Below are 25479 nucleotides of genomic sequence, written 5' to 3'. Positions count from 1 at the left end.
GATGATTTCTCCTCAGGCCGCGGCGGCGTCACGTTGCGCGGCGCGCAGGCGCGTGCGCAGGCGATCGGTACCGCAGCCATCGATGGCTTCGCCGGGGCCGAAATGAACGGCCGCTTCCTCCCACGCCGCATCCAGCGCCGCGAGATCATCCGGATCCTCATCCGGGATCGCGGAAGCCCCGGTCCGTGGCGCCTGCGCAAGCGCGGCGACAGCCTGCATGACGGCGGCGTAGCCGGCATGGCGCTTCGCCAGGCGTTCGGTGAGCGCCCGCAGGATGGCGGCGGGTTCGGCGAGTAGAGCCTGGGCTTCCGGGACCGGAAGCAGCGAGAGGAATTCGAGGAACAGCGGCAGGAAATCCGGCAGTTCCCCGGCAGTGACCTCCAGCCCGTGCTCGCGGTAGAGCGCGAGCAGATCGACCATCGCCTGGCCACGGTCGCGGCTTTCGCCGTGCACATGCTCGAACAGGTGCAGAGAGACGGCGCGGCCGCGATCGAACAGGCCGACATAGCGCTCCTGCAAGTCATAGAGATCCGCGCCGGCAAGTTCGCGGAGAAATCCGCGGACCGATTCACACTGCGGGGCAGACAACAGCGCCTCGGCGGTCAGGGTCTCGGCAATTTCCCCGGCGGCAACCTGCAATTCCTGCGTCGGGTAGGACAACAGGGCCGCGAGAGCGCGATAAGTGCGGGCCATCACTCGACCTCCATCGGTGTCTTGTCATGCGGCTGCTTCTGGCCGAACAGATTGAAGCCGGTGCGGCCGGAACAGCCCTCGCCGAAGGAGAAGCCGCAGGAGCCGCGAAGCTGATAGGGGTCCTCGCCGGTTTCGCGATGCGCGGTGGGGATGACGAAGCGGTCTTCGTAATTGGCGATCGCCATCAGCCGGTACATCGCCTCGATATCGTTGCCGGAGAGTCCGACGCGCTCGGCCAAGGCTTCGTTGATGACGCCGTCGACGGTCTTGCTGCGCATATAGCCGCGCATTGCCAGCATGCGCTGCAGCGCTTGTTCGATCGGCTTTGTGCGCCCGGCCGTGAGCAGGTTGGCCAGGTATTGCACCGGGATACGCAACGATGTGACGTCGGGCAGGCCGCCGACTTCGCCGAGATCGCCCTTCGCCGCGGCCGACTGGATCGGGCTCAGCGGCGGCACGTACCAGACCATCGGCAGCGTGCGATACTCGGGATGCAGCGGGAACGCGATCCGCCAATCCATCGCCATGCGCCAGACCGGCGAACGCCGCGCGGCGTCAAGCCACGGGTCGGCAATCCCGTCGGCGCGCGCCTGTGCCTGCACCTGCGGATCGAACGGATCGAGGAAGACCTTGAGCTGCGCTTCATACAGGTCGCCCTCGTCGGGCACCGCTGCAGCTTCCGCAATGCGGTCGGCGTCGTAGAGCACGACGCCCAGATAGCGGATGCGGCCGACACAGGTTTCCGAGCAGACGGTCGGCATGCCCGCCTCGATACGCGGGTAGCAGAAGGTGCATTTCTCCGATTTGCCGGAGGACCAGTTGTAATAGACCTTCTTATACGGGCAGCCGGAAACGCACATGCGCCAGCCGCGGCATTTGTCCTGGTCGATGAGGACGATGCCGTCTTCCTCGCGCTTGTAGATAGCGCCGGAGGGGCAGGCAGCGGCACAGGCGGGGTTGAGGCAATGCTCGCACAACCGCGGCAGGTACATCATGAAGGTGTTCTCGAAGGCGCCATAAATTTCCTTCTGCACGCCTTCGAAATTGACGTCCCGAGACCGCTTGGCGAATTCGCCGCCCAGGATTTCCTCCCAGTTCGGCCCCCAATTGATCTTCTCCATCCGCTCCCCGCTGACCAGGGAGCGGGGACGCGCCGTGGGCATCGCCTTCGTCTCTGGAGCATTCTGCAGATGCTCGTAATCGAAGGTGAAGGGTTCGTAGTAGTCGTCGATCTCCGGCAGGTCGGGATTGGCGAAGATCTTCGACAGCACGCGCCATTTCGCGCCGATGCGCGGCTCGATCTTGCCGCTCCGGCGCCGCACCCAGCCGCCATTCCAGCGCTTCTGGTTCTCCCAATCCTTCGGGTAGCCGATGCCGGGCTTGGTTTCGACATTGTTGAACCAGGCGTACTCGACGCCCTCGCGGCTCGTCCACACGTTCTTGCAAGTGACCGAGCAGGTATGGCAGCCGATGCACTTGTCGAGATTCAACACCATCGCGATCTGCGCGCGGACCTTCATCACACGGTCTCCTTGCTGGTCGTGCCATCCGCGCTCGTCGGCGAGGCCGCCTCGAACGATCGCGCCGCGCCGGCGGCCGGTTCGTCATCGAGCCAGTCGACCTTGTTCATGCGCCGGATGACGATGAACTCGTCGCGGTTGGAGCCGACCGTGCCGTAATAGTTGAAGCCGTAGGATTGCTGGGCGTAGCCGCCGATCATGTGCGTGGGCTTGAGCACCGTGCGCGTGACCGAGTTATGGATGCCGCCGCGCTTGCCGGTGACCTCGCTGCCCGGCATGTTCACGATCTTCTCCTGCGCATGGTACATCATCGCCATGCCGGAATTGACCCGCTGTGAAACAACCGCGCGGGCGACGAGCGCGCCGTTGGCGTTGTACGCCTCCACCCAGTCGTTGTCGGCGATGCTCGCCGCCCGGGCGTCGTCCTCGCTGATCCAGATCACCGGTCCACCGCGGTTCAGCGTCAGCATCAGCAAATTATCGGTGTAGGTGCTGTGGATGCCCCATTTCTGATGCGGCGTGATGAAGTTCAGAACGATTTCCGGATTGCCGTTGCCGTGGCGGCCCCGCACCGGGGCGATCGCCTTGGTATCGACCGGCGGCCGCCAGGTCGCGAACGCCTCGCCGAACGCACGCATCCACGGATGGTCCTGGTAGAGCTGCTGGCGACCGGTGAGCGTGCGCCACGGGATCAGCTCATGCACGTTGGTGTAGCCGGCGTTGTAACAGACCTTCTCGCTCTCCAGCCCCGACCAGGTGGGCGAGGAGATGATTTTGCGCGGCTGCGCCTGCAGGTCGCGATAGCGGATCTTCTCGTCTTCCTTCGGCAACGCCAGGTGCGCGTGCTCACGACCGGTGACCTTGCCCAGCGCTTCCCACGCCTTCACCGCAACCTCGCCATTGGTCTCCGGGGCGAGGCTCAGCACCGCTTCGATCGCATCGATGTCCGTCTCCATGCGTGGCTGGCCGTTTGGCGCGATGCCATTCAAGGCGCGCAGGAAATCCATTTCGTGCTGCGTGTTCCATCCGATGCCCTTGCCGCCGTTGCCGAGCTTTTCCATCAGCGGACCGATCGACGTGAAGCGGTCATACAGGCTCGGATAGTCGCGCTCGACGACGGCGACGGACGGCATCGTGCGGCCGGGGATCGGTGCGACGGCGCCGGTCTTCCAGTCCTGCACGTCATAGGGCTGCGCCAGTTCCCCCGCCGTGTCGTGCAGGATCGGGGTCAGGACGACATCCGTCTCCCTGCCCAACACTTCCGGTGCGACGTTGGAGAATGCCTTGGCAATTCCCTTGTAGATGTCCCAGTCGGAGCGCGCCTCCCACGCCGGGTCCACCGCCGCGGAGAGCGGGTGGATGAACGGGTGCATGTCCGACGTGTTGAGGTCCGCTTTCTCGTACCAGGTCGCGGTCGGCAGCACGATGTCGGAATAGACGCAGGTCGTGGACATGCGGAAGTCCAGCGTGACCAGCAGGTCAAGCTTTCCTTCCGGCGCCGCATCGTGCCAGGCGACGTCCTGTGGCTTCACGTGTCCTTCCGCACCCAGGTCCTTGCCCAGCACGCCATTCGACGTGCCCAGCAGGTGCTTGAGGAAATACTCGTGCCCCTTGCCGGAAGAGCCGAGCAGGTTCGATCGCCAGACGAACAGGTTGCGCGGCCAGTTCGCAGGATCGTCCGGGTCATGGCAGGAAAGTTCAAGTTCGCCGGAGCCGAGAGCCTGCGCCACGTAATCGCGCGGCTCCAGCCCGGCCGCCTTTGCGCGGCCGGCGATCGTCAGCGGGTTCTGCTTGAGCTGAGGCGCCGACGGCAGCCAGCCCATCCGCTCCGCGCGCACGTTGTAGTCGATCAGGCTGCCCGACCACTCACCCTCGGGCGCCGTCGGGGAGAGGATCTCGGAAACGCCCAACGTCTCGTAGCGCCACTGATCGGTATGCGCGTAGAAGAACGACGTACTGTTCTGCTGCCGCGGCGGACGATTCCAATCCAGCGCGAAAGCCACCGGCAGCCATCCGGTCTGGGGGCGTAACTTTTCCTGCCCGACATAATGCGACCAGCCGCCGCCGGACTGGCCGATGCAGCCGCAGAACACCAGCAGATTGATGATCCCCCGATAGCTCATGTCCATGTGGTACCAATGGTTCAGACCGGCACCCAGGATGACCATGGAGCGGCCATTGGTTTTCTCGGCGTTTGACGCGAACTCCCGCGCCACATGGATGATCTGCTGCCGCGGCACGCCGGTAATCCGCTCGGCCCAGGCCGGAGTGAACGGCGCGTCATCATCATAGCTGGCAGCAACATGGTCGCCGCCGAAACCACGATCCAGCCCGTAATTGGCGCACAGCAGGTCGAACACCGTCGCCACCGGAGCCTCGCCGTCCTTCAGGACCAGGCTGCGCACGGACACCGTATGGGTCAGCACGTCCGGATGGTCGGTCGCAACGAAACCATTCGTTGCGGCGCCCCCGAAATATGGGAAGGCGACCGGCACGGTGGTGGCGGTGTCGCCAGCCAGCGTCAGGGCGAGCTTCGCCTCCTGACCGGCGGCGTTGCGCTCTTCCAGGTTCCACTTGCCCTGCTCGCCCCAACGGAAGCCGATCGAGCCGCGCGGCACCACTGGGGTCCCGGCTTCATCGAAGGCGACCGTCTTCCAGGCCGGATTGTTCGCCTCACCAAGCGCATCGGTGAAATCCTCGGCGCGCAGCAGGCGGTCGGCGACATAGCCGTCGCCCCGGCGCACCAGCCGCACCAGCATCGGCAGATCGGTGTAGCGCCGCACATAGTCATGGAAATAGCCAACCTGCCGGGCGAGATGGAACTCGCGCAGGATCACATGTCCCATCGCCAGGGCCAGCGCGGCATCGGTTCCCTGTTTCGGATGCAACCACAAATCGGCGAACTTGGTCGCCTCGGCATAGTCGGGCGAGACGACGACGCTTTTGGTGCCCTTGTAGCGGACCTCGGTATAGAAATGCGCATCCGGCGTGCGCGTCTGCGGAACGTTCGAGCCCCACAGCATCAGGAAGCCGGCATTATACCAGTCCGCGCTTTCCGGCACGTCGGTCTGCTCGCCCCAGGTCATCGGGCTGGCGGGCGGCAGGTCGCAGTACCAGTCGTAGAAGCTCATGCAAACGCCGCCGAGCAGCGACAGGTACCGGGAGCCCGCGGCGTAGGAGAGCATCGACATCGCCGGGATCGGCGAGAAGCCGATGATGCGATCGGGGCCGTATGTCTTCGCGGTATAGGCGTTGGCGGCGGCGATGATCTCGGTCACCTCGTCCCAATTCGCGCGTACGAAGCCGCCGAGGCCACGCCGGGTCGTGTAGCTCGCCCGCTTCCCGGGATCCTCGACGATCGAGGCCCAGGCGGCGACCGGCGTGCGGAGCGCCCGTGCCTCCCGCCACAACTTGAGCAGGCGGCTGCGCACCAGCGGGTGCTTCACGCGGTTCGCGGAATAGAGGTACCAGGAGTAGCTGGCCCCCCGCGAGCAGCCGCGCGGCTCATGGTTCGGCATGTCGGGCCGGGTGCGCGGATAGTCGGTCTGCTGCGTCTCCCAGGTGACGATACCGCCCTTGACATAGATCTTCCACGAGCAGGAGCCGGTGCAGTTCACGCCGTGAGTGGAGCGCACGATCTTGTCGTGCTGCCAGCGCTTGCGGTAGCCGTCCTCCCACCCGCGGTCTTCGTCAGTCATCACGCCGTGCCCGCCGGCGAAGGTCTCCGTGCTGCGACGGAAGAAGGTGAGGCGATCGAGAAAATGGCTCATTGTCCGGCCCTCACGCGGCAGCGGCGCTGTTGCGGATGAAGCCGATCGAGACCAGCATCGCCGCCACCGCCAGCACGACATAGACGAAGAACCCGCCGGAATAGCCGGCATCGCCGAGCGCGCCGGCGAACAGCCCGAGTGTCGGCGGGATCACGAAGCCGCCGAGCGCGCCGAGCCCGCCGACGATGCCGGAGGCGCCGCCGACCGCATGCGGCACGTATTTCGGCACCATCTTGAACACGGCGGCATTGCCCAGGCCCATGCCGAGGCCGATCAGCAGTTCGCCCGCGATGTTGACGGGGAACGAGGTCGCGAAGGTCAGCAGCGCGGCGCCAACCAGCACGATGGCGAAGGACAGCAGCGCCATCACTTCACCGCCGAACTTCTCGGCCAGCGATCCGCCGCCGACCCGTGCCACCGCCGCCAGCAGCGAGAAGCCCACGCCCCCCAGGATGCCGGCATTGGTCAGGCTGAGATGGTGAAAGTTGATCCAGTAGGTCGGAAACCACGTCGTCAGCGCCAGGAAGCCGCCGAACGAAACGAAGTAGAGGAAGGTCAGGCCCCAGGTGCGCGTCTCGTCGGCAGCCATCAGCAGCGCGCCCCAGACCGAATCGCGGGGGAACAATTCCTGGCCGTGGCTCTGCGCGATGGTTTTCGCTTCATCGGCCGTCGTGCCGCGGGCGCGAAGCTGGAAGTAATACGCATCGCGCGCCAGCCAGCCATAGATGCCGGTGCCGATCAGCAGGAAGGCAAGCCAGGCGAGATAGGACCCGGCCAGGCCCAGGGCGGAAATGGCGAAGGGCAGAAGCAGCGTGAACAGTCCCGGCGCGAGATTGCCGACACCGCCATAGATGCCCAAGGCCGTACCCTGCCGATCGCGCGGGAACCAGTACGACACCTGCGGAATGCCGACCGAGAATGAGGCCACGCCGCAACCGCTCATGAAGCCGAACAGCAGGACGACGGGATAGAGCGTCGCGGTGATGTGCGGTACCGTGACCAGGATGAACACCAGCCCCCACATGCCGACAATCGAGATGCCGAACAGCACGAGCATCGGCAGGCGGCCGCCGACCTGGTCCACCCAGGCGCCGAACGGGATGCGGAGCAGCGAGCCGGTGAGCTGCGGCGCCGCCACCAGCAGCCCGACCAGCAGCGGCGAGAGCTGCATGGATTGCTGGAAGGCATGCGCGGCCGGCCCATAAAGCGCGACCGCCGCGAAACCGATGAAAAAGCCCCACGTGCCCATGACCAGGCCCAGACGTGGATTACCTTGCAGCCCGTGATCCGCCGCGCCGACGGGCCCGGTGGGGACGGGTGCTCGGGTGAGTGTGTCCACTGCTCACGCTCCTTGTGGCGCGCCACCACCTGGCTGGAATCGCAGGCTGGCAAGCGGCCTCGCGGCCCGATGCCGCGAGAATGGGGCGACGTTGCCTTGTGTGACGCGACCGATCATTGATCTGAGTCAAGCAAAAGCGTGATCCTATCCACTAATCTACGTGACATAAGTCACACACAAAGGGGCGGCCGGCAGGTGGCGGAAAGACGAGCGGCCAATGGACATTGAGAAGCCGGTGGCGGAGGCGTCTCCGGCCGAGGCGTTGCGGCGCACGCCCTGGCTTCGCCATGTGCCCAGCCCGACGATCGACAGGCTGGCGCGGCAGGCGGTGCTGCATCGCGTGCCGGCCGGCAGCATCCTGTTCGAACAGTCCGAAATCCCGGGGTTCGCGCAATTGCTGGTCAGCGGAGGTGTCGAGCTGCTTGCCGTCGACGGCACCAACGAGGTCCCCATCGAGACCGTGCGGCCGGTCGACCTGCTACTGCCCGCGGCGGTGTTGAACCAGCAGCCGTATCTCACGCGCGCGCGCGTGCTGGAGGAGGCACATCTCGTCCTGATCCACGCCGGCGTGTTTCGTGACGCCGTGGCGAGCGATCACGCCTTGTGCCTGGCCGTGCTGGCTTGCCAGGCGGCGCAGTTCCGCCGCCAGGTGAAGCTGGCCAAGAACCTGAAGCTGCGTTCGGCGGAGGATCGCGTCGGCTGTTATTTGCTGCGCCTTGTCGAGGGGAAGGACGCCCTCACGCCCACCCACCTGCCGCTGGAGAAGCGGCGCATCGCCGGGCAGCTTGGCATGACCCGGGAAACATTCTCCCGGACCCTGTCGGCGATGTCGCGCCACGGGCTGCACGTGGCCGGCGATACGATCACGGTGACCGATCCGGAGGCGCTGCGGGCTCGTTTCCATTTGGACCCGCTGATCGATGCGCCCGAACCTGTGGAGCCGATTGCTTCGCGCAGGGACTGACGCGCTTCCCCAGGCAGCTGCCGCCCGTCGGGTTTCTACACCGTGGCCGATCTCCTCGGCTCGTCCTGCGGGACGGGTCTGGCACATCACCAGGAACAACGAGCCCCGGGCTGCCGTCAACTTTCCTCGCAACGAAGGTACAGGAGTCTCGACGCCAAGCGTGGGCCATGGCCGCAGCAGCGGGTCAAGGCTATGGAACAGGGGTCGACCGTTGGCGGACGCGCTGGCGCCGCGGCCTCGGCCTGTCAGTAAGGAGGGGGTGTAGATGCCGCACGAGACGCCGCTAATCGGCATCCTGGTGATCGGTTTGGGTTTGGCCTTCCTCCTGGGTACCCTCGCCAACCGTCTGAAAATATCGCTGCTTGTTGGATATCTCCTCGCCGGCGTGGCGGTCGGACCGTTCACCCCCGGCTTTGTGGCAGACCAAGACCTGACCCTCCAATTGGCCGAGGTAGGGGTCGTCCTGTTGATGTTTGGGGTCGGTCTGCACTTCTCCCTCAAGGACCTGGCCGCCGTCCGTGCCGTCGCCATTCCGGGTGCGCTCATCCAGATGGTCCTCACGTCCTGCCTCGGCGTGGGCCTCGCCGGCGTGCTCGGCCTGCCTTGGGGGGCAGGGGTCGTCTTCGCATTGGCCCTGAGCATTGCGAGCACCGTTGTGTTGCTGCGGGCACTGCAGGACCGACGGCTGATGGATACGGAGCGTGGTCATCTCGCCGTCGGTTGGCTCGTAGTCCAGGACCTGATGACCGTCTTGGCTCTGGTATTGTTGCCAGCGCTGGCGCCCTTGCTGCGGCACGACGCGTCCGGGAGCCCGACGGTGGCGGCGCTCGCCCTCACTTTTGCCATCACGCTCGGCAAAGTGGCGGCTTTCATCGCTCTGATGCTTCTCATCGGCCGGCGAGTCATCCCGGCAATGATGCACTACGTCGCGCATACCGGCTCGCGCGAATTGTTCAGGCTCTCCGTGCTCGCGGTCGCCCTGGGGGTCGCCTTCGCCGCGGCCGAGTTGTTCGGGGTCTCGTTTGCGCTGGGTGCCTTTGTGGCGGGGATGGTTCTGAGCGAATCCCAACTCAGTCAGCGAGCGGCGGAAGAGACATTGCCGCTGCGGGATGCCTTCGCCGTCCTGTTCTTCATCTCCGTCGGCATGTTGTTTGATCCGACGATTCTTGTTCGCAGCCCGCTGCCGCTCCTGGGGACGCTTGCGGTGGTTCTCGTTGGCACGCCGGCGATCGCGGTCGTGATCCTGCGTGCCATGAGGCAGACCTGGTCCGCTTCCCTCACGATCGCTGCCGGCCTGGCGCAAATCGGCGAGTTCTCGTTCATCCTCGCCGCGCTGGGCATAGGGTTGGGCCTGCTGAGTCAGCAGGCACGCGACCTGATTCTGGGGACATCCATCCTGTCGATCCTGATGAACCCGCTTCTGTTCCTCGCGGTCGACCGTCTGCGCCCCTGGGCAGACCGCCGGGATGGCATTCTTCCCGCAGTCCAAGGTCCCGCTGCAGTGACAAAGCCGATCGAGTACCCGGTCACGTCCCTGCGGGGCCACGCGGTTCTCGTCGGTTACGGCCGTGTGGGCAAGATGGTCGCGCACGGCCTGTTGGAAAGGGGATGGAAGCTGCTGGTGATGGAGGCCGGAGACGCGGCCGTTCAGCCGCTCCGGGAGGTCGAGGCAGAGGTGCTGGTGGGTAACGCCGCTGATCCGGACATCCTCAAGGCAGCCAACCTCGCAAGCGCCCGTCTACTTCTTGTGGCCATCCCGGATGCGTTCGAGGCCGGCCAGATCGTCGAGCAGGCGCGTGCGGCCAACCCTGATCTGGAGATCATCGCCCGTGCTCATCTGGAGGCGGCCGTGACCCATCTGCAGGAGCATGGTGCGAATGCAGTCGTCATGGGAGAGCACGAGATCGCCCGAGCCATACTGGATCTGGCCAGAGGCTGGGAGGAGCGGCGCTCGAACTCGGCGGCGTGAAGGTTGGCGGTTTGGCGCGTATCACCTGGTTCCTGCCACCGCCATTCATGGGCCTTCCAAGGTTGTCCCGGGCGGCCGCAGCCCCGGATCGGCTCACGCCGCCAGGCGTTCCTCCATGACCTCGGTACGGTTGACGTTGGTGATGACGAATCCGTGGCCCCAGACGGTGCCGATCATGTTCCTCACGCCGGCATGTTCCAGTTTTTTGCGGACATGGCGCATGACGACATCGAGGACCTTCGGATCGGGTTGAGGGCGCCCTTCGTAGAGCTGCGCCAGCAGCGCCGACCTGGCGACGACGGACCCTCTGCGGAGCATCAGGCTCCTCACGACGTCGAATTCCATCCTGGTGAGCCTGATCTCCCGGTCGATCACAAACATCCGCCTCGTTGCCAGGCAGAGCCTCACGTCACCGATTTCGAGCCAATCGTGGCATGCTTCCAGCCCTGGGCGGCAGAGATTGGCAAGCCGCTCCCAGAACGCCTTGCGCGTCACGGAGAGGCAGGCCGCGTCGTCGGCTCCGAACGCGAGCGCATTGCCGCGATCACCGGACTTGACGCCCGGCAAAGCAAGGATCGGCGTCGCATCGCCACTTGCGCGCATCCTGCGAATGAGCCGGAAGGCCTCCCAGGGACGGGACCCCAGATTGAGGACGACGGCATCGAAGCGATTGGTTCGGAGCAGGGTCATGGCTTCAGCGACATCCTCGGCGCAGAGGACGACAGCCCGGTCGTCGTCGAGATAGGAAGACGCGGAATTCCGGGCCTCTTCGACTAGAAGGATGTGCATATCGGCCTCAAAACAACTCTCGATAGTATTTCTGTAAAATTACCAACTTGTAAAGTTTTATTTTTATATCAATTTGTAGACGATACGGATGGCTGGGCCCGTTGGAGTGGACGGATGAGAAAGAGAGGGCATCCGTCGTTCCTGGAATCCAGGATGAAGGGGCATCATCGATCGCCGGTCGAGAAAGCTTCAGCGTCCCACGGCCAGTTCGCCCTCGCGAGGAAGAGTCTTCCTGAGCGTCGTCAGTTCGATGGTCATACCGGAACCACGGCGGGGCGGTTTCAGTCGCCGGCACGGACGCGGTCCAAGATGACGACGCTGCCCACGGCGCCGACGACGCCCACACCGAGACCGATGCCCGCTCCCCAATAGCCGCCGTGGACGGCGCCGAAATAGCTGCCCAAGACGGCGCCGAACGCCAGCGTGGCAAACGGGATCAGGCAACCGACGGCGAGCATCCTTGTCCTTCCGGGGCATGGGATCGCGATGTTCGAGACCTACGACAAGAAGGTTCGGCCACATCTCCGCACGAACCGTGATGCTACTATAAGTAGAAATACTATGAGTTCATGCTTGCATGGGTAGCGATAAGCCGCTATAAGCCTGTCACCCGCCGGACGGTTTGGCGGAACCGCATTGACGAGTTGAATTAGGAATTTGAGGATTTTGTGGCGGCCTGGATTTTTGTCCGGGCCGCTTTTCCTTTGGGGTGGGTCTCCAAGCCGCCATGCACGGAAGAGCGTTGGCGTCGGGAAGGCACGGCACTCTGTGGCCCAGTCAATGTGGCCCAGTCATCGCCCCAGGGGCGGGTCGCACGATTGAGGCCGGGAAGGGGTCCGTCAACGGCGCCGGACTCTGTGCTGTTCCACCTCGCGCGGACCGCAGCAATCGGGACGCGCTGGTCCCTTTGTCATGGCAACCGGTCATCAAACGATGGTCGCGTCGCTGAAATAATGGCCGAGTGCCGGTCAGCGGCTGGTCCCGATCTCGGCGGGCGTTGACGTGACGTGTGATGGTGCCCAGGGGCGGAATCGAACCACCGACACTGCGATTTTCAGTCGCATGCTCTACCAACTGAGCTACCTGGGCACGGCGACGTCTCGGTCGGGAGGCGCGTGCTTAGACCATGCCCGCGCCGCGATCAAGCCGCTTTCACGCGGCATCCGTCGAAGGCGGCGGGTCCTCGTCCAATTCCGCCGGCGGCCCGGGAATGCGGTACGCCCCGGTCAGCCAGCGGCCGAGATCGACCTCCTGGCAGCGCGGCGAGCAGAACGGCCGGTTCTTCGCCGAAGCCGGCCGGCCACAGATCGGGCATTTCGTCCTGGTATCAGCCATGGTCCAATCTCCATGTCCGGTCCGCCATCGACGGGTCCGACCGCAGTGTCACCTCACATCCGGTCCGCCGCGTGAAGTCAGCCAGCGCCACGGGATCGCCCCGCAGGGCGGCAACCACGGCCGGATGTGCCCGAAGGGCCGGCATGGCCCGTGGATTCGTGCCGCCACCCCCCGCCAGCACGGCCCGCAGTCCCGCCAATCCAGCCGCGAGAGGGGAGGATAGCAACTCGTGCAATGGCAGGTGAACCCGCGGCCGCACGATCTCGGCCAAGCCCAAAGCGGTGAAGCCCAGAAACCTCGGGTTCAGCCGGTCCTCGGCCAGTGCGGTGACGATGTCCGCGCCCAGGAGGGACCGCCGTTTCGCCGGCATCCCGGCCAGATCGACCACGATGGCCCCCGACAAGTCCCGCAGCCGGATCTGCGCGGCCAGTGCAGGCAGCAGCGCTCTGTTGAACGCGGTGTGGCGGTGCTGGGCGGACCCGAAGCCTCTGTCCACCGTCCCGGCGCTGTCCACGTCGATCGCCACCAGCGCCGGTGTTGGCCAGATCGACAGCCGGCCACCGCCGGGGATTTCGACCACCGGCCGGCCCAGCGCCTCGATCGCCTCCAGGATTGGTTCGTCCAGCACATCCGGGACCACGCGAACGCCGCGCCCCAGGGACGCAGCCATCGCGTGGTCGTCTGTCAGGACCAAAGCCCCGGGGTAGCGTACCGCCATCCGTTCCACCGGGTTCGGCCCCGGTCGGGGCTGGGCGTCCGGCGGCAACCGGGCGCTGAGTCGCGGGCCCTTGCCGCCCTGGGCGGACCGGATGATGCGTACCGGCAGCACCGACCCGACGCTCAGACCCTTGGCACCCTCGCTGTCGGGCAGGAAGCCTTCGGCGTCGGGCAGCGCCAGGAACGCGCCGGCCATGGCCGGCATCACGGCGGAGACGCGGCCGATCACGATATCGCCTACCCCGTCGGGTGCACCGGGCCGCCACAGCGCGTAATCGATCAGGGTATCCTCACGCACCACGGCGACATGGGCCTCACCGGGGCTGGTGGCGACGCGGATCGCCAAGGGCACGGGTGGCGGGACGGGCAGGGTCACGGCAAATCCCAGCCATGGCCGCGCAGCAGTTGCGCGGTCTCGAACAGCGGCAGGCCGACCACGCCGGAATAGCTCCCGGACAGAAAGCGGATGAACGATGCGGCGTGGCCGTTGATCGCATAGCCGCCGGCCTTGCCGATGCCTTCGCCGGTGTCGGCATAGCGGGCGATTTGCGTTTCCGTCAGGCGATTGAAGGTGACGACGCTCTCGACCAGCCGATGCTGCATGGCGCGCCCAGGCGCCGCCAGGGCAATGGCGGTCAGAACGCGGTGGCGCCGCCCGGACAGCAGGCGCAGCGACTCGACGACCTGCACCGCCGTCTCCGCCTTGGGCAGGATGCGGCGACCGGCGGCGACCACGGTGTCGGCCGCCAGCACCAGGTGATCGGGCGAGGGCAGGGCCGCCGCCTTCGCAAGCGCCATGCGCGCGGCATAGGGCCGAGGCAATTCCCCGCGCCTTGGGGTCTCATCGATGTCGGGGGACAGAACCTGGACCGGCACGATGCCGATCTGCCCGAGCAGCGTCAGGCGCCGTGGGCTGGAGGACGCCAGGATCAACGGTAGCGGGGACACCCGCTCAGCGCACCGGCGTCTACTTGAAGCGGAACGTGATGCGACCTTTGGTCAGGTCGTACGGCGTCATCTCGACGTTCACCCGGTCGCCCGCGAGCACGCGGATACGGTTCTTGCGCATCTTGCCGCTGGTATGAGCCAGGATCGAATGCTCGTTGTCCAGCTTAACGCGGAACATGGCGTTGGGCAGAAGCTCCATCACCGTCCCACTGAATTCGATCATATCTTCTTTCGACATCAGACCCCGTCTATTGGTTGATTCGGCGGGAACATGATGACGGCGGATGTCAAGGTCAAGCCATTCCGGCTTCATCCCAGCGCCAGGGCAGCGAAACTGGCGAGCCAGTGTTCACCCATATAGTCGCCCCCGACATGGGGCAGGCTGGTTGCGATATGGGCCTCGGCGGCGGCGCGTGCCACCGCGGGCTCCGGCGTGAACGGCGCCAGCGATCGCCAGCACCATGCCCGGCTCAGGTTCAACCCATCCAGATGCGCGATCTTCCCGTCGCTCCGGTCGCTGACCGTGGCCGGGACGAACAGCGTCCGTGGCTCGCGCCGCGCCAACCTGGGCAGAAAGGCGGAAAACCAGGCATGGAATTCCGGCTCCGGCAGGATGGCCCGCAGGCATTCGGCCTCGATCAATGCGGGCGAGAGGAACTCGTCCCCGCCTGGTTCCCAGGCCTGGCAGTCGCGGTCGTCGGCGTACCAGCGGCGCGCGGCGGCGGTCAGTGCCGCCCGCAGCGCCTCGTCCGGATATTCCAGCGCCAGCCGCACGGCGAACGCCGTGTTCGTATGCACCCCGGCGCGGATCGGATAGGTCGCGAGCGGCAGGAATGCGAGAAACCGGGCGATGAACCGTTGGGTCAGCGGCGCCAAGGCAGAAGACCAAGGGGCGGACAACGGAGCATGCGACCGAAGCTCTGCCGCCAGCATCAGGAACCAGGCCCAGCCATAGGGCCGTTCGAACCCCCGCGCCGTCGGACGATCCAGATAGGCGGCCTCGGCGTTGATGTTGGCCGGGGTCAGGTGCGAATCGAATAGGGCGCGGATCGCCGGCGCCTCCGGGATGGCGGGGAAGCGCCGCAGGATATGTGCCAGCATCCACCAGGCATGCACGCAGGAATGCCAGTCGAAACTGCCGTAGAAGATCGGATGCAGGGCGCGTGGCGTCCGCGCGTCCTCCGGACCGGCGAGCACGTGGTCGAGCTTGTTCGGGTATTCGCGCGTCACGTGACCCAGCGCCAATCGCGCAAAGCCCGAAGCCTGTTCAGGCGTCATCCCGACCAGCGACGTCATCCGCCAAGACGCAGGGCGATGCTGCGGGCATGGGCCTGCAAGCCTTCGGCCTCCGCCAGCGCGACGGCGGCCGGCCCGATCGCGGCCAGCGCCTCCGGCGTGGCCGAGACATAGGTCGTCCGCTTGAGGAAGTCATAGACCGACAGCCCGGACGCAAACCGAGCCGTCCGCCCCGTCGGCAGCACGTGGTTGGGGCCGGCGATATAGTCGCCCACCGCCTCCGGACAGAATCCACCCAGGAACGCGGCACCGGCGTGACGCACCTGGCTAAACAGCGCCTCCGGGTCCCGCAGCATCAGTTGCAGGTGTTCGGGGGCGAGCCGGTTCACCAGCCCCGCGGCTTCCTCCCAATTGCGCACCAGGATGACGGCGCCGTGCGTCTCCCAACTCGCGCCGGCGATGGCAGCGCGAGGAAGGGTAGGCAGTTCGGCGGCGACCGCGGCGGCCACCGCATCCGCGAAGCCGGCGTCGTCGGTGATCAGGATCGACTGCGCCGCCTCGTCATGTTCGGCCTGGGCCAGCAGGTCGACGGCGATGCGGCGCGGGTCGTTGTCCCGGTCCGCGACAACGACGACCTCCGACGGACCGGCGACGCCATCGATGCCGACGCGGCCGAAGACTTGGCGCTTGGCCTCGGCGACATAGGCGTTGCCGGGACCGACGATACGGTCCACCGGCGCGATCGACGCCGTCCCATAGGCCAGGGCCGCCACCGCCTGCGCCCCGCCGACGCGATAGACCTCGGTCACGCCGGCCCGGCGCGCTGCCGCCAGCACCAGCGGGTTCAGCACGCCCCCCGGGCTCGGCACGCACATCGCGATCCGCTCGACGCCCGCCACTCGGGCTGGGATCGCGTTCATCAGCACCGAGGACGGATAGGCCGCCTTGCCGCCCGGCACATAAATGCCGACCGCGTCCAAGGCGGTCCAGCGCATGCCCATGGTGACGCCCACGGCATCGGTCGTCTTCAGGTCCTGCGGAAGCTGCGCGCGGTGGAACGCCTCGATGCGCGTCGCCGCCAGGTCCAGTGCTTCCGTCAGTTCGGCGGAAATGGAGGCAGTCGCGGCGTCGATCTCCGCCACGCCGATGCGCAGCCGGTCGGCGGTCAAGGTCAGCCGGTCGAAGCGCGCGGTGTAGTCGATCAGCGCCTCGTCGCCCCGCGCCCGGACGGCGGCGACGATCTCGGCGACGGCGTGATCGACGGTTTCCGTGGTCTCTCGCGCCTGCGCCAGCAGCGCGGCGAAGCGGGCGGGGAAGTCGGGGGCGGCGGTAGAGAGACGGATCATGGCGCAGGCTTAGCGGATGCCGGCCGTGGAGTCATGCCGGTTGGCCGCGTCGCCTCAAGGGGACTCGTCGGAGGGCTCTCCCTTGGGGGGGCGCTCACCCGCCCGTGGTCTCGCCCCCTTGGGCGGCCTGGGCCGGGGTCATCCGGCAATCGGCTGGGGGCACCCTGGGAAAGCGCTTCCAGTAATCGGTCCGTCCCAGCAGCGCCAAGCCCAGGAACCCCCGCACCGCCAGCAGGCCCTGGCTGTCGACATGCAGTTCCACGCCATAGACATGCCCGTTGCGCGGATCCGTGATCGTGCCGCGCCACAAATTGGCGTCCACCTGCCGGGCGTCGTTGATCAGCGCCAGGCCGCATTGGGACACGCCGCGCCAATCGGTGGGCATCTTGTCGTCCGGATGGTCCAGTACGATTCCGACCAGGTACGCGCACAATCCATCACCGCAGCTCGTGACCTCCACGACGCCGCCGTCATCCTTTGTCTGCCAATACCCGATCGGCGAGGATTGCGGCTTTGCCGAAGCGATCGGCGCCAGCAAAGGCCAGACCAGGAACGCCGCGGACAGCGGCAGGCCGATACGCATCACGAGCCAGCCGTCCCGCTCAGTCCAGCGAGTCCGAGGTGGTGAACCGCACGCCCAGCGCCGTCAACTGTCGCCGAGCCGCGTCGATCGTGGTGCCTCCTGCCGGGTCCGGCAGGCCGATGCCCCGGCAGGCGTCCTCGATGACGACGACCTCGAAGCCCAGGCGGCGGGCGTCCTCGGCCGACCAGGCGACGCAGAAATCGGTCGCCAGCCCGCACAGGAACAGCCGGGTGAAGCCGCGCTGCTTCAACCAGCCCTCCAGGCCCGTGGGCGTCACGCGGTCGTTCTCGAAAAACGCCGAGTAGCTGTCCAGTTCCGGGCGGAACCCCTTGCGGATGATCACCTCGATCCTGCTTTGGTCGATGCCGGCGTGGATCGCCGCGTTGGCCGAACCGGCGATGGCATGGTCGGGCCAAAGGATTTGCGGGCCATAGGGTCTGCCGACCGTTTCATAGGCCACGCGTCCCGGATGGGCGCTGGCGAAGGACGTATGGCCGGTCGGGTGCCAGTCCTGCGTCGCGAAGGCATGGGGAAAGCGGCCCAGCAGGTCGTTTACAAGGGGAACGATGAAATCGCCGCCGGGAACGGCTAGCTCGCCTCCCGGCATGAAGGTCGGTTGAATGTCGACGAGGCCAAGAATGTCCGCGGGCATATCTCAATCCCTGTTCAAATTGTAACGAACCGGATAGGGTCCGTTGCTTGGTTTTCGATCCACCGTAAGGCCAGAGGTCCTTTGCATGAAGCTGCTTCGATTCGCCCTACCAGCCCTGCTGCTCTGTTCAGCCATGGCGGCGACCCCCGGCAGGGCGGCGACGTTCAGATGGGCGAATGACGGCGATGTCAACGCCATGGACCCGGCAACGCGGCAGGAGACGGTGCAACTCTCTTTCCTTGCCAACATCTACGAACCCCTGGTGCGCCGCAACCGTACCCTGGGGCTGGAACCGGCCCTGGCGACGTCGTGGGAACATATCTCGCCCACCGTCTGGCGCTTCCACCTGCGTCCCGGCGTGAAGTGGCAGGACGGCTCGCCTTTCACCGCCGATGACGTGATATTCACCCTGAAGCGCATCCTGGCCAAGGACAGTTCCATGCGCGCGCCGATGTCGGTGGTGAAGGAAGCGCGCAAGATCGACGACCTGACGGTGGATTTCGAGACGTTCCTTCCCGACCCGATCTTCCTGCAGGAGCAGACCAACCTGCTGATCATGTCGAAGGCATGGTGCGAAGCGCATAATGCGACTGAGCCGGTTGTCATCGGCAAGGAAGACAATTACGCGCTGCATTACGCTATGGGTACCGGTCCGTATAAACTGGTTTCACGCGAGCCGGATCGCAAGACGGTGGTCGAGGCGAACCCGCTCTGGTGGGACAAGCGGCAGGGCAACGCCGACCGGGTGGAGTTCAACGTCATCTCCTCCGCACCGACCCGCGTGGCCGCGCTGCTGTCGGGCGAGATGGACATGATCTACTCGGTCCCGCCGCAGGACATGGCACGCATCAAGGCATCGCCTGACTTGAAGATCCTGGAGACGCCGGAGCTGCGGACGATCTATCTCGGCTTCAACTTTACGCGCGACGCACTGAAGACGTCCGACATCAAGGGCAAGAACCCTTGGCGAGACATCAGGGTACGGCAGGCGGTGGCGCTGGCGATCGACGAGCAGGCGATCACCAGCCGCGTGATGCTGGGCCTGGGGCACCCGACCTGGGAGATGTGGGGGCAGGGGGTCAACGGCTATAACGCGGCGCTGGACGTGCGGCCGAAGCCCGACCCGGCGAAGGCGAAGCAGTTGCTGGCGGAGGCGGGGTATCCGGACGGCTTCAAGGTCACGATGGACTGCCCGAACGACCGTTATGTGATGGATGAGCAGATCTGCACGGCGATCGTCTCCATGCTCGCGCGCATTGGCATCAAGGTCGACCTGCTGGCGCAGACCAAGACCAAGTTCTTCACCAAGATCAACGGGCCGAATTACGACACGGACTTCTTCCTGCTCGGCTGGACGCCGGCGACCTATGACGCGCATAACGTGCTTTACACGCTGCTGGGCACCCGCAACGGCAAGCGGGGGGAGGTCAACGACGGCGGGTATTCCAACCCCTCGCTGGATGATCTGATCGAGAAGATTGGTGTCGAAACGGACCAGTCCAAGCGGGATGGGCTGATCAACCAGTCGATCGAGATCCTGCAGAAGGACCTGCCGACGATCCCGCTGCACCAGCAGGTGATCGTCTGGGCGACGAAGAAGAACGTGTCGGTGGCGCAGCCGGCGGATGATTTCTTCCCGTTCCGATTTATCCAAGTGAAGTAGGGGCATCGTTTCGTGCCGTGGCCGGGCTTGGCCCGGCCGTCCACGACTTGCGGTGCCAGCGGTGATGAAGTCGTGGATGGCCGGCACAAGGCAGGCCATGGAGCGGGGACGGCGGCCATGACGCGGGGTCACACTCAATGCGCCCCGGCCCCCGACGCCGTCACCTTCCGGGCCACCAGCACCGTCGCCGACGCAGCGACCAGCAGCACCCCGATCACCGCGAACGCGTCGCTGAACGCCATGATCAGCGCCTGGCGCCGCACGATATTCCCGATCGCAACGATCGCCTCGTGTCGCGCGGTCGCGATGTCCGCCACGCCGCGTGACATGAAATACGACGTCAGGCCGTCGATCCGGGCGCGGACCTCGTCGCGGGAAAGGGTGACGGACTGGCCGATGATGTTGGAATGGAACTGCTCGCGTCGGGTCAGCACCGTCGACAGCGTCGCCGTGCCGACCGCGCCGCCGAGGTTGCGCAGCATGTTCGACAGGCCGGAGGCCGACCCGGCCTCGCTGGGGGCGATGCCGCCTGTCGTGATCGCGCTCACCGGCGTGATCACCAGCGCTTGCCCCACCGCCCGGACGATGTTCGGCAGCCAGAACTGATCGCCCGCCGAGTCCAGCGACAGGTTGACGTTCATGAAGCAGCTTGCGGCGAAGATGGCGATGCCCAGCGCGGCGATCACGCGCACGTCGTAGCGCCTGATCAGCATCGGCACCAGCGGGATCAGCAAAAGCTGCGGCAAGCCCGTCCAGGCCAGGACATTGCCGATCTGTTCGGCGTTGTACTTCTGCACCTGGCCCAGGTATTGCGGCAGCACATAGACCGACCCGAACAGCGCGAACCCCACCAGAACGTTGGCGGTCACGCCCACGCCGAAGTTGCGGCGCTTCAGCAGCCGCAGGTTGACCAGCGGCTTGGCCACGGCCAGCTCGATCGCGATGAAGGCGGACAGGAACACGAACGCGACGATCGCCAGGTCCAGGATGAACGGGGAGGAGAACCAGTCGTCCTTGTTGCCTTCCTCCAGCACGGTCTGCAGCGCGGCCAGGCCGATTGCCATCGTGACGATGCCGGCCCAGTCGCCTTCCCTCAGCAGGCGAAGCTGCATCGGCGTGCGTTCCAGCGTGAAGGCCAGGGCGACGACCATGACGATGCTGGGCGGCGTGTTGACGAAGAAGATCGTCTGCCAGCCGTAGTTTTCCGTCAGGTAGCCGCCGATGGTCGGGCCGATGGCGGGCGCGAACGTCACCGCCAGCGCGAACACGGCCAGCCCGATCGGCTGCTTCGCCTTGGGCAGCCTGGTCAGTACCATGGTGAAGGCCATCGGGATCAGGATGCCGCCGGCGAAGCCTTGCAGCCCGCGCATCACGATCATCTGCCCCAGGTCGTGGGTGAAAGAGCAGGCGATCGAGAACAGCGGAAACAGCACCGCGTTCACAAGCATATAGCGGCGAAACGAAAACACCCGGCTGAGATAGTCGGTCAGCGGGATGACGATGATCTCGCCGATCAGGTAGGACGTGGAGATCCAGGCGCCGTTGTCGACGCCGGTGCCGATGCCGCCCTCGATATCCAGCAGGGAGGCGTTGGTGATCTGGATGTTCAGGATCGCCATGAAGGCGCCGATCATGCTGGCATAGACGGCGATCCAGGACGACAGCGGCACCCGGTCAGGGGACGGTTCGGCCCGGATGGCGGTATCCGCTGTGGCGGCGAGCGATGACATGACACGCACTCCCGTGACGCGAAGGTTCAGTCGTTCCGGACCGGCTTGGTGTCGATCGACGGATAGACGGACATGCCGGGGCGCAGGACGACCCCAAGCGAATTGTCGTCGTCGAGCAGGATCTTCACGGGGATCCGCTGCACCACCTTGGTGAAGTTGCCGGTGGCGTTGTCCGGCGGCAGCAGCGCGAATTCCTGCCCGCTGGCCGGCGCAAGGCTGTCGACGTGCCCGTGGAACACCTCACCCGGGAACATGTCGACCGAGATGGAGACCGGCTGGCCCGTGCGCACGTCGGTGAGCTGCGTTTCCTTGTAGTTGGCAACGATATAGGCCGACGCCGCCGGCACGACCGACATCAGCTGCGTGCCGGCCTGGACATATTGGCCGACGCGCAAGGTGCGGTTGCCGACCACGCCGTCATCCGGCGCGACGATGGTGGTATACGACAGGCTCAGCTCCGCCTGGTCCTCGACGGCCCGGGCATGCGACAGAGCGGCCTCGGCCTGCGCGACCTCGGCCGTCAGCACATCGACCTGGCGCGTTGCGTTCGCCAGCGCCGCCGTGTCGCGATCCACGGCGGCCTGCGCGGCGGCGATGCGGGAGGCGGTTTCCTGCGCCTTCTGCACCGTGCCCCATCCGTCCGCCGCCAGCGTCGCATAGCGGCGACTGTCCTGCTTCGCAAAGGTCTCGTTGGCGGCATCTACCGCGATCGTCGCCTTGGCCCCCTCGATCACTGATTGCTGCGCCGCCAGCGCAGCCTGCTTGTTGGCCACGGTGGCGCGCGCCGCTGCGACGTCGGCCCTGGCTTGCTCCAGCGCGACGGCGAAGTCCCTCGGGTCGATCCGCGCGAGGACCTGCCCGGCCTTCACCGGCTGGTTGTCGCCGACCAGCACCGCCGACAGATAGCCCGAGACCTTCGGTGCGATCGTCGTGTTGTCTGCCTGGACATAGGCGTCGTCGGTGGAGACCTGGAAGCGCCCGACCGTCCAATACTCGGTGCCGAAATACGCGCCGGCCGCCAGCGCCAGGATGCCCGCCCCGGCCAGCAGGGCCTTTTTCGGGTTCAGCTTCGTGCGCCCTTGCGTCGCCGGCACCGCGATGTTCGGGGTCGAGACGGACGCCGGGGGAAGGGCGGCGGGACTGGCTTCGATGTGAGACATTGCGGGCTCCGAAGGCGCTTGCCTTGATTAAGGAAAATTCTTATTTTCTAAATTAACGCCACACTGGCTGGTGTCAAAGGCGAATTTGGAAAATGAGTCATTCCGGAAATGGTGAAATCCCCCGCCGAGGCCCCGGCCGCCCGCCGGTGCGCTCCGACGAAGACACGCTGCGCCTGATCCTCGACGCTGCGAGCCAGGTCTTCCGCGCCGACGGCTATGCCGGCGCGGGCATGAGCAGAGTCGCCCAGCAGGCCGGCGTGTCCACCAAGACGCTGTATCGGCTGGTGCCCACGAAAGCGGACCTGCTTCGTCGCGTCATCGCGGCGCGGACCCGCGACTTCGTGCTGGGGGCCGACCATGTCGACGACTGCGCGGACGGCGTGCAGGCGGGGCTCGAACGCCTGCTGACCCAGTTCGCGACCCTGACGCTTTCGGCCGACGTGCTGGACGTCTACCGCCTGGTGCTGAGCGAGAGCGGGCGGTTCCCCGAAATCGCCAGGACCTTCTATGAGGAGGCGATCATCCCCACGACGGACGCGATGGCGGCCTGGCTCGACCGTCAATGCCGGGCGGGGCTGATCCGGCTGGAGGACACACGGCTGGCGGCGGAGATGCTGCGCGGGATGATGATCCTGGAACCCCAGCGCGCCGCCATGCTCCGCCGGGCCCCTCCGCCGACTGCGGCGGAGATCGCCGCGCGGGCCAGGGCCTGCGCGGCGCGGTTCCTGGGCGGGTGCCTTGCGGCCGGTGCGGACAAGGGTTGAGCGCCACCGGGGGCGAGGCCTCGCCCGTCACCAGGAAGACGTTGCTATCCCAACGTCTCCAGAAGCCCGGCGATCAGCCCCGCCCGCTGCGCCAGATGCTGCCACAGGATGTGCTCGTGGCTCGCATGCGCGCCGGCGCCCGGGCAGCCGAGGCCGTCAAGCGTCGGCACGCCGAGCGCGGCGGAGAAATTGCCGTCTGATCCGCCGCCGCGCGACTGTTTCGGCAGCGCCAGCCCCACCTGCTGCGCCACCGCCTGCGCGCGGCCATACAGCGCCGCGATGCCCGCCGTCTCGGTATAGGGCGGGCGGTTCATCCCACCCTCCACGAACACCCGGCAGCCGGCTGTCTTCGGCATCAGACCGAGAATCCGCGCCTCCATGGCAGCGCCGTCCTCGGCGGTGGAGACGCGCAGGTCGATCTCGCAGCCCGCGTCGGGGGAGATCACGTTCGGCCGCGATCCCCCCCAGACCGGGGCGGCGTTGACGGTGATCCCGCGCTCGATATCCACCATCCGATGCAGCGCCAGGACCTGGTGGGACAATTCGACGATGGCCGAGGCACCGTCCTCGAACGCGCTGCCGGAATGGGCGCCGCGACCTTCCACGCGCAGGGTGAAGCGGCCGACGCCCTTGCGCGCGGTGACGCAGGCCCCGCCGGCGCCGGCCGGTTCGGGGATCAGGACATAGGCGGCTTGCGCGGCCTCCTGCTCGATCAGCCGGCGGCTCGTGGGGCTGCCGACTTCCTCGTCCGGGGTCAGCAGCAGGGTGATCGGCCGAGGCGTCGCGACACCCTGCGTCAGCAGGCAGCGCATGGCGTGGAAGGCCAGGAAGCTGCCGGCCTTCATGTCGTAGATGCCCGGGCCATGCGCCTTCGCCCCGTCGATGCGATAGGGCATCTGCGTCAGCGTGCCGTGCGACCAGACCGTGTCGAGATGACCGGCGATCAGGATCGGCTTCCGGTCCGACGCCTCCGGCGTGCGGGCGATCAGGTTATCGCCATAGCCGTCGCGGCCGGGGATCCGGGTGACATCGGCGCCGGCCCGGCGCAGCCCGGCTTCGGCGAGGTCGGCCAGGCGGTTCACCGCGGCGGGGTCGGTCGTCGGGGTCTCCAGCCTGACCCAGGTGGCCAACTCCGCGAGCAGGTCCTCCGATGTCCCAACCTCCACTGACGGCATGCGGTCAATCCTTTGTGCAAACGGTTCGAAGCTGCTACGGCCGACTTGATCGGCGGCCCTGACGTCGAGAATACCGAGCGTACATGAAATGGGCGCGGGGCCAACCCGGCTGGCACCCGAGCGGAGAGGACGCATGACGGCAGGGCTGTTCTTCGAGGACCTTCAAATTGGCCAGAGTGCCCGCATGGGCAAGACGATCACCGAGGCCGACATCCTGATGTTCTCGGCGGTCAGCATGGACACCAATCCGCTCCATATGAACCAGGAAGCCGCCGAACGATCGCGCTTCGGCGGGCGAATCGCGCATGGGATGCTGTCGGGCTCGCTGATCTCGGCTGTCCTGGGCACGCGGCTGCCTGGTCCCGGCTCGATTTATGTCAGCCAGAACCTGGTGTTCAAAGGGCCGGTCCGGCCCGGCGAGACGGTCACTGCCATCGTGGAGATCACGGGTTTGAATCCCGACAAGAAGCGCGCCACTCTGCGCACCCAATGCCTGGTGAAGGAGGTGGTCGTGATCGACGGTGAAGCCTGTGTCCTGGTGCCCTCGCGCGGCTGATGCGTATCTTCCGTGACTGGCGGGACATTCCCGCGGACGCGCGCGGCGCCACGGTCGCGCTGGGCAATTTCGACGGCGTGCACCGGGGCCATGCGGCGGTCATCCGCGGCGCCCACACGGCGCGTCCTGATGCACCGCTGGCGGTGCTGACCTTCGAGCCGCATCCGCGCGAGGTCTTCCGCCCCGACGACCCGCCATTCCGCCTGACGCTGGCAGCCGAACGCGCCGACGCCCTGGCCGCGTTGGGCGTCGACATCCTGTATGAGCTGCCGTTCAACCACGAATTCAGCCTGATGACCGCCGACTATTTCGTCGGCGGCGTCCTGCATCGCGGCATCGGCGCGCGGCACCTGGTCTCCGGCCAGGATTTCGCCTTTGGTCATCGGCGCGGCGGCAATACAGGCTTCCTTGCCGGGCGGGCAGAGACGCTGGGCATGGGACTGACTTTGGTTTCGCCGGTGACGGATGAGGGGGGCCCGCTGTCCTCCACCCGGATCCGGCGCGTGCTGCAGGACGGCTATCCCGAGCGGGCGACGGCGGACCTGGGTCGGCCTTGGGCGATCCGGGGGA

The 25479-nt window shown here is 66.4% G+C and carries 22 protein-coding genes, 1 tRNA gene and 1 pseudogene; 6 read left to right on the top strand and 18 right to left on the bottom strand.

What is annotated here, in order from left to right; all coding sequences use genetic code 11:
* Nucleotides 1-12: 12 nt before the first annotated feature.
* From narJ to VHB27_RS24405, 4 genes are read right to left on the bottom strand one after another with little or no spacing between them, the layout of a single operon-like run.
* Nucleotides 13-693 carry a nitrate reductase molybdenum cofactor assembly chaperone gene (gene narJ / locus VHB27_RS24420; protein ID WP_325605579.1) on the bottom strand — a complete coding sequence of 227 codons (681 nt, stop codon included), beginning with the start codon at nucleotides 691-693 and terminating at the stop codon, nucleotides 13-15.
* A complete protein-coding gene (narH, locus tag VHB27_RS24415) occupies nucleotides 693-2213 on the bottom strand; it encodes a nitrate reductase subunit beta (RefSeq protein WP_325605577.1) in 1521 nt (506 codons plus the stop codon). Before narH ends, narJ begins: the two co-directional genes overlap by 1 nt.
* On the bottom strand, nucleotides 2213-5983 hold the full coding sequence (locus VHB27_RS24410) for a nitrate reductase subunit alpha (protein ID WP_325605575.1): 3771 nt from the start codon (nucleotides 5981-5983) through the stop codon (nucleotides 2213-2215). Before VHB27_RS24410 ends, narH begins: the two co-directional genes overlap by 1 nt.
* A gap of 10 nt (nucleotides 5984-5993) precedes the next feature.
* Nucleotides 5994-7322, bottom strand: coding sequence for an MFS transporter (locus VHB27_RS24405; RefSeq protein WP_325605573.1), 1329 nt, complete (start codon nucleotides 7320-7322; stop codon nucleotides 5994-5996).
* 217 nt (nucleotides 7323-7539) lie between these two features.
* Here VHB27_RS24405 and VHB27_RS24400 point away from each other — a divergent pair, with 217 nt between their 5' ends.
* Entirely contained in the window at nucleotides 7540-8286 is a 747-nt protein-coding gene (locus tag VHB27_RS24400; protein ID WP_325605571.1) for a helix-turn-helix domain-containing protein, read from the top strand.
* Between the two features lie 265 nt (nucleotides 8287-8551).
* Nucleotides 8552-10255, top strand: coding sequence for a YbaL family putative K(+) efflux transporter (gene ybaL, locus VHB27_RS24395; RefSeq protein ID WP_325605568.1), 1704 nt, complete (start codon nucleotides 8552-8554; stop codon nucleotides 10253-10255).
* 93 nt (nucleotides 10256-10348) lie between these two features.
* Here the strand turns inward: ybaL and VHB27_RS24390 are convergent, their stop codons facing one another.
* The 11 genes from VHB27_RS24390 to VHB27_RS24340 form a co-directional block, all read right to left on the bottom strand.
* A complete protein-coding gene (locus VHB27_RS24390; protein ID WP_325605566.1) occupies nucleotides 10349-11044 on the bottom strand; it encodes a response regulator transcription factor in 696 nt (231 codons plus the stop codon).
* Between the two features lie 281 nt (nucleotides 11045-11325).
* Nucleotides 11326-11502, bottom strand: coding sequence for a hypothetical protein (locus tag VHB27_RS24385; protein ID WP_325605564.1), 177 nt, complete (start codon nucleotides 11500-11502; stop codon nucleotides 11326-11328).
* A gap of 555 nt (nucleotides 11503-12057) precedes the next feature.
* Nucleotides 12058-12133, bottom strand: a tRNA-Phe gene (locus tag VHB27_RS24380).
* Between the two features lie 63 nt (nucleotides 12134-12196).
* Nucleotides 12197-12379, bottom strand: coding sequence for a DNA gyrase inhibitor YacG (gene yacG / locus VHB27_RS24375; RefSeq protein WP_325605562.1), 183 nt, complete (start codon nucleotides 12377-12379; stop codon nucleotides 12197-12199).
* Nucleotides 12372-13472 (bottom strand): ribonuclease E/G, encoded by a 1101-nt coding sequence (locus tag VHB27_RS24370; RefSeq protein WP_325605560.1) that lies wholly within the window; start codon nucleotides 13470-13472, stop codon nucleotides 12372-12374. Before VHB27_RS24370 ends, yacG begins: the two co-directional genes overlap by 8 nt.
* On the bottom strand, nucleotides 13469-14044 hold the full coding sequence (locus VHB27_RS24365) for a Maf family protein (protein WP_325605558.1): 576 nt from the start codon (nucleotides 14042-14044) through the stop codon (nucleotides 13469-13471). Before VHB27_RS24365 ends, VHB27_RS24370 begins: the two co-directional genes overlap by 4 nt.
* Before the next feature lie 19 nt (nucleotides 14045-14063).
* The gene (infA, locus tag VHB27_RS24360; RefSeq protein WP_011631737.1) at nucleotides 14064-14282 is read right to left on the bottom strand and encodes a translation initiation factor IF-1; all 219 of its coding nucleotides are present in this window, start codon (nucleotides 14280-14282) and stop codon (nucleotides 14064-14066) included.
* Nucleotides 14283-14353: 71 nt separating this feature from the next.
* Nucleotides 14354-15340: a DUF2891 domain-containing protein gene (locus tag VHB27_RS24355; RefSeq protein ID WP_325605550.1), complete on the bottom strand. Its 987-nt coding sequence runs from the start codon at nucleotides 15338-15340 to the stop codon at nucleotides 14354-14356.
* On the bottom strand, nucleotides 15337-16626 hold the full coding sequence (gene hisD, locus VHB27_RS24350; RefSeq protein WP_325605547.1) for a histidinol dehydrogenase: 1290 nt from the start codon (nucleotides 16624-16626) through the stop codon (nucleotides 15337-15339). The genes VHB27_RS24355 and hisD overlap by 4 nt, the downstream gene beginning before the upstream one ends.
* A gap of 94 nt (nucleotides 16627-16720) precedes the next feature.
* A complete protein-coding gene (locus VHB27_RS24345; RefSeq protein WP_325605545.1) occupies nucleotides 16721-17209 on the bottom strand; it encodes a DUF2147 domain-containing protein in 489 nt (162 codons plus the stop codon).
* Nucleotides 17210-17228: 19 nt separating this feature from the next.
* Nucleotides 17229-17861 carry a nicotinamidase gene (locus VHB27_RS24340; RefSeq protein ID WP_325605543.1) on the bottom strand — a complete coding sequence of 211 codons (633 nt, stop codon included), beginning with the start codon at nucleotides 17859-17861 and terminating at the stop codon, nucleotides 17229-17231.
* A gap of 85 nt (nucleotides 17862-17946) precedes the next feature.
* Between VHB27_RS24340 and VHB27_RS24335 the strand changes: the two genes are divergently transcribed.
* Entirely contained in the window at nucleotides 17947-19524 is a 1578-nt protein-coding gene (locus VHB27_RS24335; RefSeq protein ID WP_325605541.1) for an ABC transporter substrate-binding protein, read from the top strand.
* A gap of 134 nt (nucleotides 19525-19658) precedes the next feature.
* Here the strand turns inward: VHB27_RS24335 and VHB27_RS24330 are convergent, their stop codons facing one another.
* Nucleotides 19659-21254, bottom strand: a complete 1596-nt coding sequence (locus VHB27_RS24330) for a DHA2 family efflux MFS transporter permease subunit (protein WP_325605539.1) — start codon at nucleotides 21252-21254, stop codon at nucleotides 19659-19661.
* A gap of 26 nt (nucleotides 21255-21280) precedes the next feature.
* Complete coding sequence (locus VHB27_RS24325; protein WP_325605537.1) at nucleotides 21281-22414, bottom strand: HlyD family secretion protein; 1134 nt, start codon at nucleotides 22412-22414, stop codon at nucleotides 21281-21283.
* 92 nt (nucleotides 22415-22506) lie between these two features.
* Between VHB27_RS24325 and VHB27_RS24320 the strand changes: the two genes are divergently transcribed.
* Nucleotides 22507-23178 (top strand): TetR/AcrR family transcriptional regulator, encoded by a 672-nt coding sequence (locus tag VHB27_RS24320; protein ID WP_325605535.1) that lies wholly within the window; start codon nucleotides 22507-22509, stop codon nucleotides 23176-23178.
* Nucleotides 23179-23222: 44 nt separating this feature from the next.
* Here the strand turns inward: VHB27_RS24320 and VHB27_RS24315 are convergent, their stop codons facing one another.
* Nucleotides 23223-24353, bottom strand: a complete 1131-nt coding sequence (locus tag VHB27_RS24315) for a M20 family metallopeptidase (RefSeq protein WP_325605533.1) — start codon at nucleotides 24351-24353, stop codon at nucleotides 23223-23225.
* Between the two features lie 133 nt (nucleotides 24354-24486).
* Between VHB27_RS24315 and VHB27_RS24310 the strand changes: the two genes are divergently transcribed.
* The gene (locus tag VHB27_RS24310) at nucleotides 24487-24909 is read left to right on the top strand and encodes a MaoC family dehydratase (protein ID WP_325605531.1); all 423 of its coding nucleotides are present in this window, start codon (nucleotides 24487-24489) and stop codon (nucleotides 24907-24909) included.
* Nucleotides 24909-25479: pseudogene (locus VHB27_RS24305) on the top strand (FAD synthetase family protein); the annotation flags it as partial. The gene VHB27_RS24310 and the pseudogene VHB27_RS24305, both read left to right, overlap by 1 nt.

The organism is Rhodopila sp., assembly GCF_035548235.1.
Taxonomy (GTDB): Bacteria; Pseudomonadota; Alphaproteobacteria; order Acetobacterales; family Acetobacteraceae; genus Rhodopila.
Note: the sequence above shows the minus strand (reverse complement) of the source record. Positions and strands in the feature narration are given on the sequence as shown.